Origin of the sequence: Methanobrevibacter sp., assembly GCF_036307625.1 — an archaeon.
GTDB lineage: Archaea > Methanobacteriota > Methanobacteria > Methanobacteriales > Methanobacteriaceae > Methanocatella.
On sequence record NZ_JAXJXF010000022.1, the window covers coordinates 1 to 10,918 of the forward strand.

A 10,918-nucleotide genomic window follows, 5' to 3' on the forward strand; every position below is an offset into this window, starting at 1 on the left:
ATATAAAGGTATGTTTATTTAAACAATATGACAAAATTTATAAAAAAAATATAAATTTTTAAATTTTGAAATAAGCTATTTTAATTATATATATTTTGAAAACAGTATTTAGAAAGTACTCATTTATAAATGTTACTAATTTTCATCAAGACATTTATAAAAACAAAAATTTTAACCAATTTTGCCAAAAAGATTTTTAGAAAAATCATTTAAATGCAAATACATCACAGTATTTCCCACATGATTGCCTCCAGAATAGATATTATCATTACACTTTACATATAAAATATTTAAATAAATCCAATGGGGAAAATACCCCCTTAATAATATTTTAAAAAAAATAATGGTTTAGAAATATATAATTTATAGGAATATTAAAAAACTTATTAGTTGATTACCATGATAGAAGTTGAAGTGAAAGCCAAAATTGATGACTTTAAGGAAATGGAAGAAAGACTCTCTAAAATCGGCGCTGCCAAAAGCAAAAATGAATTTCAGGAAGACATTTATTTTGCCAGTCCGATTGTTGATTTTGCACAAACCGACGAAGCTTTAAGGATAAGAACTACAAACAACGATATATTCATAACTTATAAAGGTCCAAAACTCAATTCAGAGGCTAAAACCAGAAAAGAAGTTGAAATGAGTATTGAAAGTGCAAAAAAAGCAAAGGACATCTTTGAAGAAATCGGATTTAAGGAAGCTAGGACCGTCAGAAAAAACCGCCAATATTACACCTATGAAAACTTTGAAATCTCATTAGATGATGTTGAAGGATTAGATCCATATATGGAAATAGAAATAGCTCTTGAAGACGGAAGCGACTATGATGATGCCCAAAATAAAATCTTCGAGTTGTTTGAAAAATTAGGAGTTACCGACGGCTTCGAGAGAACATCATATATGGAACTTTTAGAAAATTTAAATAATGAATAACTACTAATATAATACATTAATATTATATAAACCGAAGTGATGAATTTGCAATATTTTATAAGTCATTATAATAAAGAGACTGAATTGACATTTCCTGAAGACATTACCATATATGACACCACCCTTAGGGACGGTGAGCAAACTCCAGGAGTTTGTTTCAGTCTTGATGAAAAATTAGAAATCGCAAGAAAGCTTGATCAGTTTAAAATACATCAAATTGAAGCGGGTTTTCCAATAGTATCTGAAAAAGAAAGAGAATCCGTTAAAACAATAGCTAATGAAGGTCTTGATGCTACAATCCTTGGATTGACAAGAACCAAAACCGAAGACATTGATGCTGCACTCGACTGTGATGTTGATGGAATTATCACTTTTGTCGGAACATCAGACATACATCTTGACCATAAGATGCACATTACACGCCAAGATGCCATCAACCTGTCTGAAACTGCAGTTGAATACGCAAAGGACCACGGATTGTTCGTTGCATTTTCAGCGGAAGACGCTACAAGAACAGACATCGAATTTTTAAAACGTATTTACGGTAAAGCTCAAGAATGCAGAGCGGACAGAGTCCATATCGCAGATACCACAGGAGCAATCACACCCCAGGGTATCGACTACCTGGTAAAGGAACTAGTCAAGGATATTGACATCGATATTGCTGTTCACCTGCACAACGACTTTGGATTGGCAGTAATAAACTCAATTGTCGGAGTATTAGCCGGAGCAAAAGCTGTATCAACAACAGTCAACGGTATTGGTGAGCGAGCAGGTAACGCTTCCCTGGAAGAACTCATCATGGCAATGAAAATTTTATACGGAAAAGATTACGGATTTAAAACCAAATACATCAAAGAATTATCCGACCTTGTATCAAAAGCAAGCGGTCTTCCAATCCCATACAACAAGCCCGTTGTGGGAAACAATGTATTCAGGCACGAATCCGGAATCCATGTTGATGCTGTCATTGAAGAGCCTTTATGCTATGAACCATACCTTCCAGAACTTGTCGGTCAAAAAAGACAGCTCGTTTTAGGCAAGCATTCAGGATGCAGAGCGGTAAGGGCAAAATTAAATGAATGCGAACTGGACGTCAGTAATGACGAACTTATTGAAATTGTAAGACAGGTCAAAAAACAAAGGGAAGAAGGTAAATACATCAACGATCAGGTATTTAAGGAAATTGTTAAAAATACAAAAAAATAAGGTCAAAATCATGAATATTACTGAAAAAATATTATCCGAAAAAGCAGGTCATGAAGTAAGTCCCGGCGAAATAATAGAGATACCAGTGGACCTTGCAATGTCACATGACGGAACTTCTCCTCCTGCAATAAAAACCTTTGAAAAGCTGGCCGACAAAGTATGGGACAGCGATAAAATCGCAATCATATTCGACCATAACATCCCGGCAAATACAATAGGTTCAGCGGAATTTCAAAAGGTTTGCCGTGATTTCATCAAAACCCAAAACATTACAAAAAACTTCATTCACGGTGAAGGAATCTGCCATCAGGTAGTTCCGGAAATGGGATTGGTCGAACCGGGAAAAGTAATTGTAGGTGCCGATTCACATACATGCACATATGGTGCATTCGGAGCCTTTTCCACAGGAATGGGAGCAACAGACCTTGCAATGGTTTGGGCAACAGGAAAAACATGGTTCATGGTTCCTGAAGCTATCAGGATGGAAATTGAAGGCGAACTTAATCCATACATTGCGCCTAAAGACATCATACTGAACATCATCGGAGAAGTCGGAATAGCCGGCGCCACCTACAAGACTGCGGAATTCTGCGGTGAAACAATCGAAAACATGGGCGTTGAAGGAAGGGCAACCATGTGCAATATGGCTATCGAAATGGGTGCGAAAAACGGAATAATGGAACCTAACAAAGAAGTCATTGACTACATATGTAAAAGAACCGGCAAAAAAGAATCCGAATTGAATATAGTTAAATCTGACAGCGATGCGGACTATGAAAATGAAATGCATTTTGATATCACAGACATGGAACCTCAAATTGCATGCCCTAATGATGTCGATAACGTGTGCGACATATCAAAAATTGAGGGAACACATATAGACCAATGCCTGATAGGTTCATGTACCAACGGCAGATTATCTGACCTGAAAGATGCTGCAGAAATTTTAAAAGACAAAAAAATAAACAACGACATCAGATTGTTGATATTGCCAGCATCCCGTGAAATATACAAACAGGCAATGCATTTGGGCTACATCGATACATTCATAGATGCAGGAGCTATTATCTGCAATCCAGGATGCGGACCTTGTTTGGGCGGACACATGGGAGTTTTGTCCGAAGGTGAAGTCTGCATATCCACAACCAACAGAAACTTTAAAGGAAGAATGGGAGACCCAGCTTCTTCAGTATACTTATCCAATTCCAAAGTTGTTGCTGCTTCAGCAATAACCGGAAACATCACCAATCCAAAAGATCTATAAGTGATTGAATGACAATTGACAAAAACGAAGCAAACAAAAGACTAATTGAAAAAATCAACGACCTGGAAACTGAAAACTCAAAGCAATTCTCAAATACGCAAAAAATACTGTTGACAACCGACGGATCAATTACTGCAATTTTGGATGTGCTTTATGGAAAAATAACATTGACCACACTCGACCAGCATTTCGAAAAGGCCGATGCGGATCATGCAAAACTGGTTGATGTGAATGAGGGCACCGAAATTAACTTCAGGGAAGTCATAATGCATAAGGACAAAAAGCCCCTAATCTATGCCATATCCCACATTCCATTGGAAAGATGCAGTGAAGACGTTTGCGCCGATTTAATCAGGGCAGACATACCGATTGGCAGAATACTGAAAAATTATAAAATAGAATCAAGAAGAGAAGTAAGAAAAATATATCTTGAAAAACCGAATGAAACTCTAAAGGACTTATTCAATACTGATGAGGAAATGTTGGCCCGGGAATATGTAATCATAAATAACGACAAAGTACTGATGTGGATTAAAGAAGCATTTCCAATTTCATACTTTACAAATATCTGAAGTGGTTTGAATGATTAACAAAGGAGAGACAATAACAAATACAACAAGAGAAAAAATAGCATTATTGGAAGAAGAGCACGACATAGAGTTATCAACTACACAGAAAATACTGTTATCACTGAAAGGACCAGTAACCACAATACTTGACGTGCTATACGGAAGCATGAATCTGTTTGTACTCGACCAACATCTGGAAGAGGCAGATGAAAACATATCAGAGCTGATCGATATCGATGAAGGTGCAACAATATACCATAGAGAGGTTATTGTCCATAAAAATGGCCGTCCATTGGTTTACGCAAAATCCTACATACCTACAAGCAGATGCAGCGATAAAGTTATTAAAGACTTGCATCAAAGCCATCTGACAACCGGAAGCATTATGGAAAAAAACAACATTGAAACTTTAAGACTGATAAACGAAATTTCCATAGAAGAGCCAAACGAACTTTTAAAAGAGCTGTTCCATACCAACGAACTAATGATAACCCGCAGATATGTTATGGTGCACCACAAAAAACCGGTAATATGGACCGAAGAAAAATATCCTATAAGCTATTTCAGAGAAGATTAAGGTGTTAATATGGGTGTTAAATTAAAAGATATTGTACAACCGAAGGATATAACATTTAAAGACTTAGAAGGAAGAAGTGTTTCAATTGATGCGTTTAACACTCTATATCAATTCTTATCAACCATAAGACAAAGGGACGGCAGGCCATTAACCGATGAAAACGGCAATGTCACATCCCATTTGAGTGGAATACTGTACAGAAACTCTTCAATGATTGAAAAAGACATTAAACCAATTTATGTATTTGATGGAAAAGCTCCGGAGCTTAAAAGTGAAACCCAAGCTAAAAGAAGAGAAATCAGAGAGGAATCCGAAAAGATATATAAGGAAGCCCTGGCTGAGGGAGATACCGAAAAGGCACGCAAGTTTGCAATGAGGTCAAGCAAACTGTCACCTGAAATTATCGAATCCTCCAAAAAGCTATTGACATTAATGGGAATTCCATACATTGAAGCCAAGGGAGAAGGTGAAGCGCAGGCAGCATACCTTGTAGCCAATGGTGATGCATATGCTGTGGCATCACAGGATTACGATTGCCTTTTATTTGGAGCCAAGAGAGTTGTCAGAAACCTGGCGATAAATTCAAATTTAGGAAATCTGGAATTCTATGAACTCGACAATGTATTGAAACAGCTGGACATAACCCGTGAAGAGCTGGTGGATATGGGAATACTGATTGGAACTGATTTTTGCGACGGCATGAAAGGAGTTGGAGCCAAAACCGCTTTAAAGCTAGCTAAAAAAGGACAGTTAAAAGAAAAAATAGCTGAACTTCAAAAGGAATCAAGCCATGATTTGGACGAAGTTCGTGAAATATTCCTGAACCATAATGTAAATAAAGATTATAAAATCAAATGGGAAAAGCCAAAACAGGACAAAATCATTGAATTTTTATGCTATGAACATGGATTTTCTGAAGATAGAGTAATAAAAGCATCCGACAAACTTAAAAACTTAAATTCATCACAGGGAAGTCTTGATGCATGGTTTTAGATTATTGCAAAAGGTTAAATAATATAAATATACAAATAATATAACAGATTCAGATAATATTATTCTACAATTACCACCACAAACACATTGTAGATAACAAACACGTAATAGCAGCTGTTAAACGGATGGTGAACGCTATTAAAAATATTATTTGAATCGCGTGTTGATGGTTCCTCACCACCCTTAGACAGGAATCATTGACAATTAATTAATCATCCTACTGTTTTTTTAAGAATAAGATTTGCTAATATTGTTATCATCAACACTATACTAAGGTATTCAAGTGAGTTGGTGAACAAATTGCCTGTAGCCAGGCCGAAACCTGAATTTCCAAGCAAATGATTTAAAAAATCAACTTTAAAAAAAGAATAAATTCCGCAAATAATAATTATCACATATAAAGCATAGGAAATCTTTTTTTCTCCCAACCTGTTAAAGAGGGCATTCAGATTAATGCCCAAATGCAGACCGAGTAAAATCAGACAAAGATATGCGAAAATCTTGTGAAGATAGATTGTGGATAAATTTCCAATATTCATAAATGTCAATGTGTATTGGCTTGACAAAAGCCCAAGAACGGAAGTTAAAGCAAATGCCACCATAAAAGCAACATTGATTATGAGCATTGAGCTTCTCTTGAGGTTGTATCTTCCCCTAGGTATTGACTTGATATATCTTCTATTCAAAATCAGGTGAATGATTACCAAAGCTATCAGAACTATTCCAATTATCTCATGAATTTCAGGTGGTAAATATAGCCTTGAAAACTGCACCACTATCAAAATGAACAATAGAATATCCACAATTATCTTTTTCATCTAATAACCCAATCCCTTCAACCATTGAACTGTCTGCTGTTTTCCATCATCGCTTCTTGCAGTTTTTCCATCCAAGGCCAGGCCTTTATTGTTGACCTTTGCGGAAGGCAACTTGGATTGAATTTTATCATAGGTTCCAGCATCGCCGGATCCCTCATGGGTATTGAACGGAATTACATCTTTTCCGTCGAACTTGTAATCTTCAAAAAATGAGTACATTATCATAGGCAAATCTCCCCACCAAATAGGATATCCCACAAATATTGTATCATATTTATCGAAATCGGCTATTTTGTTTTGAATTTTTGGCCTTGCATTGTCCTTTTGCTCCTGAGATGCCTTCTTGGTGCATTCATCATAGCTGTCAGGATACTTTTCAACAGGCACTATTTCAAATGAATCCGCCTTCAGATATTCCTTGATATAGGAAGCCACCATTGCTGTGTTTCCAACTTCAACATTTCCAACATTGTAATTGTCCCCAGTTCTTGAAAAATACACCACCAGTACCTTACTGTCAGTGTTATTCTTATTCAGAATGTCATTTGCTGCAGATTCTTCACTGCTTAGGGCAGTGACCTCTGCAATTCCAAAACCCAGCACTACAAGTGCAACTATCGCTAAAAGAAGTATTTTAGATTTCATGGTTTTCACCCCCAACTAATAAAATATATTACATTCAAGCTTTAAATATGTTGATATTTGCAACAGTTTATCATTAAAAAAAGAAATCAGTACGGAGGAAAATCGTCACCGAATACCTTTTTGGCGTATCTGACTGCCAAATCAACCTGGTCTTTGTATCGTATCAGCATTTCCCTTTCAAAATGCTGCCTTGAAGGAGAGCTCAAAATCAGTTTCAACAGGTTTTCATAGGTTTCAACAGCTGCTTTCCTATCAAATCCGTACTCCTTTACAATTTCAGGATTCAGTTTTTCGACACATGGAAATTCCAAAGTCTTGCAAACAGTATCAGTTGAAAAATAGGTCATTCTGATTAATGGAGATACCGAAGACACCAGAACATGATTGCCCAATTTTATCAGGGGAGGAATGCCTGTGCGATTATATCTTTCCATCGAAGTCAGCTTATCATAATTTTTGAGGTTGTAGCAGTGAAGCTCTGTGTAAAAGTCAGGTTCGAAATACTTGATCAAATCCATGATTTTCGCTCCAAGCTCGGATTCATAATATTCCCGCTTGATTGTTGATATATATGGTGTTTTATCGAAATTATAAAAATAGAATTGTCCAGAGGATAAGTCTTCAGTATTGATTCTTTTAAGGAATTTTAAAGAAGTTACACCTTCATTGCCGTGAATTCCACCAATGAACAATTTGGTTGGACCTTCACCGTTGTCAATGTATCTAAAATAAGACATAAAAAAAATAATATGAAGGAATTAGGTTCCTTCTTGCCAGTTTGCCATGTAAGCTTTTTGTTTGTCAGTCAATGAGTCGATTTCAATACCCATTGCTTTGAGTTTCATGCTTGCAACTGTGTAGTCGATTTCATCAGGAGCTTTGGTTACTCCAACAGGCAAATCGTTTTCTAAGATGTGTTTAGCAGATAAAGCCTGTACTGCGAAACTCATGTCCATGATTTCAGCAGGGTGTCCTTGTCCACGTGCTGCGGAAAGGTTAACTAAACGACCGTCAGCAAGCAAGTAGATTTTGCGTCCGTCTTTGGTGGTGAACTCTTCGATACTTTCTCTTACTTCTTTTACCTGTGTTGAGATAGCTTCGAGGTCTTGTCTGTTGATTTCGACATTGAAGTGTCCGGAGTTTGCAAGCATACATCCGTCTTTCATGTATTTGAAGTCATCTCCGCAGATAATGTCTGCATTTCCGGTTACGGTAATGATTAAATCTGCTTGTTTTACAGCTTCTCTGATAGTCATTACTCTGTATCCGTCCATTCTTGCTTCGAGTGCTCTGATTGGATCAACTTCGGTGACTATTACATCTGCACCTAAACCTGCTGCACGTAATGCGAGTCCTCTTCCACACCATCCGTATCCGCAGACCACTACGGTTTTTCCTGCGATTACCATGTTGGTTGTTCCCATGATTGCGTCGAAACTGGATTGGCCGGTACCGTATCTGTTGTCGAATAAGTATTTGGTGTATGCGTCGTTTACTGCGATTACTGGGAATTTTAATGCACCATCTGCGTGCATTGCTTGAAGTCTGTGTACACCAGTTGTGGTTTCTTCACATGCTCCTTTGATGTGTTTTAAGACATCTGTTCTTTCGTTGTGGAGTACCATAATCATGTCTGCTCCGTCGTCGATGATTATGTCCGGCTTGTGGTCGAGCACCATATTAATGGTTTGGTAGTATTCTTCATCGTCTTGTTCTCTCCAGCCGTAAACGTTTAAACCTAAATCAGCTGCTCCTGCAACTGCGTCGTCGTGAGTGGACAATGGGTTACAACCAGTCATTGCAACTTCTGCCCCACCGGCCATCAGGGTTAAACCTAAATTGATTGTTTTAGGTTCCAAATGTAAACATGATCCGATAGTGATACCTTTGAAAGGTTGGGTTTCTTCGTATTCAGCTTTGATGTGTTCCAAAACAGGCATGTGTTTTTGAACCCATTCGATTTTTCTAACACCTTCAGGTGCAAGTGACATATCTTTAACTTTACTCATAAAAATCACATGTAAAAAATTATTATAATAAAATATATTCTATTCCATGTTTTTAAATATAATGTTTTTTGTTGAAATTTTTGAAAAAATCGCCTAAAAACAAAAAGTTTAAATGTAATGATAAAAATATATATATTTGTTAGATGCCGGGGTGGCTCAGCTGGTTAGAGCGCACGGCTCATAGGGTAATAAAGCAGTGCTCTGACTTATTCCTGGGATACCGTGAGATCGCGGGTTCGAATCCCGCCCCCGGCATCCTAAATCCCAGGAATTTCCATCTAAACTACTTTTTTTAAAATACATTTTTCAAATCATAACTATTTTATATTTTACTAATTAAAATATCATTGTAAACTATGGGGATTTGAGAATGTTATACAATAAACTCGGAAAGACTAACCTTGAAGTTTCAAGACTCGGTTTTGGAACAATGCGACTTCCAACAAAAGATTCTAACGACAACATTGTGGAAGATGAAGCATCAAAAATGCTGGAATATGGAATTGAAAATGGAATAAACATCATCGATACAGCATATCCATATCACAGCGCCACATTGGACGGAAGCGGAAACAGCGAAACTTTTGTCGGCAAATTTCTAAAAGAGAACAGCTACAGAGAAGACATATTGCTTTCAACAAAATCACCGTCCTGGGCAATTGAAGAAAAGCAGGACTTTGATTTTTATCTTGATGAACAGCTCAAGAAACTCCAGACCGATTATATAGACATCTATCTGCTTCACTCCCTTACCGTTCCGGATTGGGAAAAGGTACAGAATCTGGACGTTCTGGATTTCCTGGACGATTGTCTAAGCAGCGGCAGGGTTAAGCATGTCGGTTTTTCATCCCATATCGAAGTGGATTATCTGATTGAAATTCTAGATGAATATCCCAAATGGGAAGTCGTCATGACCCAGATGAACTATCTGGACGAATATTACCAGTCAGGAGTTATGGGACTTGACTATCTCAAAGAGGTTAATGTCGGAAGCGTGATAATGGAGCCTCTTCGTGGAGGAAGACTTGTTCAAAACATTCCTCCTGAAATACAGAAATTGTGGGACAGCGCCGAAGTTAAAAGGACACCTGTTGAATGGGCCATGCAATACTTATGGAATAGAGATGATGTTGACTGCGTCTTCAGTGGCATGACCAGTCTGGAGCAGGTAAAGCAGAATGTCAAAATAGCTTCAACAGAAGATATCATCAGTGAAAATGACCAGGAACTCATCAGAGAAGTCGCAAGAACCTACAGGACATTTCTCGGAAACAGCTGTACCAGATGCGGCTATTGCATGCCATGCCCTCACGGCGTGGACATAATCAACTGCCTGACAGAATACAACATTGCACATATGATGCAGAACCCCAAAGCAAGTGCAATGCAGTACTTCAGCCTCATAGATGACGATTCAAGGGCAGACAGCTGTGTTGACTGTAAGGAGTGCATTCCATATTGTACCCAAATGCTTGACATTCCGGCGGAACTTCAAAAGGTTTATGAATACTTCGGCAGCGAATTTGATCATTTTTAGGTGCAAACATGCAAAGTAACGAAGACAATTACTGGAAAATAGCTACCCGCCAGATGGGCATGGTAACCAGACAGGAGCAGGAAAAGTTCAAAAATGCCAAGATTACAGTCATAGGCTGCGGCGGAATCGGTGGCGAAACAATAGAAATGCTTGCAAGAATGGGCATTGGAGAACTTGTTCTGGTTGATGAGGATTCATTTGATATAACCAATCTCAACAGACAAAATTTTGCAAATTCCTCCACCCTAAATCAGGACAAAAGCAGAGTTGCCTGTGAAAACGTCAGACTGATAAATCCCCATGTTAAGGTAACTGCAATAAGCGAGCATGTCAGTGACGATAACATTGATGAAATCATTGG

12 protein-coding genes and 1 tRNA gene are annotated in these 10,918 nt (G+C 37.8%); 9 read left to right on the forward strand and 4 right to left on the reverse strand.

Annotated features, from left to right (window positions below; translation table 11 throughout):
- Nucleotides 1-399 precede the first annotated feature (399 nt).
- Genes cyaB through fen form a run of 6 tightly spaced genes read left to right on the forward strand, consistent with a single transcriptional unit; the run spans nucleotide 400 to nucleotide 5,548 of the window.
- On the forward strand, nucleotides 400-936 hold the full coding sequence (gene cyaB, locus UIB65_RS00885; RefSeq protein ID WP_330039272.1) for a class IV adenylate cyclase: 537 nt from the start codon (nucleotides 400-402) through the stop codon (nucleotides 934-936).
- Between the two features lie 45 nt (nucleotides 937-981).
- Nucleotides 982-2,145, forward strand: coding sequence for a homocitrate synthase family protein (locus UIB65_RS00890; protein ID WP_330039273.1), 1,164 nt, complete (start codon nucleotides 982-984; stop codon nucleotides 2,143-2,145).
- Between the two features lie 10 nt (nucleotides 2,146-2,155).
- A complete protein-coding gene (gene hacA, locus UIB65_RS00895) occupies nucleotides 2,156-3,409 on the forward strand; it encodes a homoaconitase large subunit (RefSeq protein WP_330039274.1) in 1,254 nt (417 codons plus the stop codon).
- An 8-nt stretch (nucleotides 3,410-3,417) separates the two neighbouring features.
- A complete protein-coding gene (locus UIB65_RS00900; RefSeq protein WP_330039275.1) occupies nucleotides 3,418-3,981 on the forward strand; it encodes a chorismate lyase in 564 nt (187 codons plus the stop codon).
- A gap of 10 nt (nucleotides 3,982-3,991) precedes the next feature.
- Nucleotides 3,992-4,555, forward strand: coding sequence for a chorismate lyase (locus UIB65_RS00905; protein WP_330039276.1), 564 nt, complete (start codon nucleotides 3,992-3,994; stop codon nucleotides 4,553-4,555).
- Between the two features lie 9 nt (nucleotides 4,556-4,564).
- Nucleotides 4,565-5,548 (forward strand): flap endonuclease-1, encoded by a 984-nt coding sequence (gene fen, locus UIB65_RS00910; protein WP_330039277.1) that lies wholly within the window; start codon nucleotides 4,565-4,567, stop codon nucleotides 5,546-5,548.
- A gap of 212 nt (nucleotides 5,549-5,760) precedes the next feature.
- Here the strand turns inward: fen and UIB65_RS00915 are convergent, their stop codons facing one another.
- From UIB65_RS00915 to UIB65_RS00930, 4 genes are all read right to left on the reverse strand, one after another.
- Nucleotides 5,761-6,366 carry a hypothetical protein gene (locus tag UIB65_RS00915; RefSeq protein ID WP_330039278.1) on the reverse strand — a complete coding sequence of 202 codons (606 nt, stop codon included), beginning with the start codon at nucleotides 6,364-6,366 and terminating at the stop codon, nucleotides 5,761-5,763.
- Complete coding sequence (locus UIB65_RS00920) at nucleotides 6,367-7,011, reverse strand: flavodoxin (protein ID WP_330039279.1); 645 nt, start codon at nucleotides 7,009-7,011, stop codon at nucleotides 6,367-6,369.
- A gap of 86 nt (nucleotides 7,012-7,097) precedes the next feature.
- Nucleotides 7,098-7,748 (reverse strand): DUF2119 domain-containing protein, encoded by a 651-nt coding sequence (locus tag UIB65_RS00925; RefSeq protein ID WP_330039280.1) that lies wholly within the window; start codon nucleotides 7,746-7,748, stop codon nucleotides 7,098-7,100.
- A 21-nt stretch (nucleotides 7,749-7,769) separates the two neighbouring features.
- Entirely contained in the window at nucleotides 7,770-9,020 is a 1,251-nt protein-coding gene (locus tag UIB65_RS00930; RefSeq protein WP_296892968.1) for an adenosylhomocysteinase, read from the reverse strand.
- A gap of 145 nt (nucleotides 9,021-9,165) precedes the next feature.
- Here UIB65_RS00930 and UIB65_RS00935 point away from each other — a divergent pair.
- The 3 genes from UIB65_RS00935 to UIB65_RS00945 all read left to right on the forward strand — a co-directional run.
- Nucleotides 9,166-9,275, forward strand: a tRNA-Met gene (locus tag UIB65_RS00935).
- Nucleotides 9,276-9,390: 115 nt separating this feature from the next.
- Complete coding sequence (locus tag UIB65_RS00940; protein WP_330039281.1) at nucleotides 9,391-10,557, forward strand: aldo/keto reductase; 1,167 nt, start codon at nucleotides 9,391-9,393, stop codon at nucleotides 10,555-10,557.
- A gap of 8 nt (nucleotides 10,558-10,565) precedes the next feature.
- Nucleotides 10,566-10,918 (forward strand): ThiF family adenylyltransferase (locus UIB65_RS00945; protein WP_330039282.1); only part of this gene is annotated, 353 nt, incomplete at its 3' end.

What these genes read in the sequence shown, in the direction of transcription:
- cyaB (WP_330039272.1), top strand. Translation starts at nt 400, where the DNA reads ATGATAGAAGTTGAAGTGAAAGCCAAAATTGATGACTTTAAGGAAATG.
- UIB65_RS00905 (WP_330039276.1), top strand. Translation starts at nt 3,992, where the DNA reads ATGATTAACAAAGGAGAGACAATAACAAATACAACAAGAGAAAAAATA.
- fen (WP_330039277.1), top strand. Translation starts at nt 4,565, where the DNA reads ATGGGTGTTAAATTAAAAGATATTGTACAACCGAAGGATATAACATTT.
- UIB65_RS00900 (WP_330039275.1), top strand. Translation starts at nt 3,418, where the DNA reads ATGACAATTGACAAAAACGAAGCAAACAAAAGACTAATTGAAAAAATC.
- UIB65_RS00915 (WP_330039278.1), bottom strand. Translation starts at nt 6,366, where the DNA reads ATGAAAAAGATAATTGTGGATATTCTATTGTTCATTTTGATAGTGGTG.
- UIB65_RS00925 (WP_330039280.1), bottom strand. Translation starts at nt 7,748, where the DNA reads ATGTCTTATTTTAGATACATTGACAACGGTGAAGGTCCAACCAAATTG.
- hacA (WP_330039274.1), top strand. Translation starts at nt 2,156, where the DNA reads ATGAATATTACTGAAAAAATATTATCCGAAAAAGCAGGTCATGAAGTA.
- UIB65_RS00920 (WP_330039279.1), bottom strand. Translation starts at nt 7,011, where the DNA reads ATGAAATCTAAAATACTTCTTTTAGCGATAGTTGCACTTGTAGTGCTG.
- UIB65_RS00930 (WP_296892968.1), bottom strand. Translation starts at nt 9,020, where the DNA reads ATGAGTAAAGTTAAAGATATGTCACTTGCACCTGAAGGTGTTAGAAAA.
- UIB65_RS00940 (WP_330039281.1), top strand. Translation starts at nt 9,391, where the DNA reads ATGTTATACAATAAACTCGGAAAGACTAACCTTGAAGTTTCAAGACTC.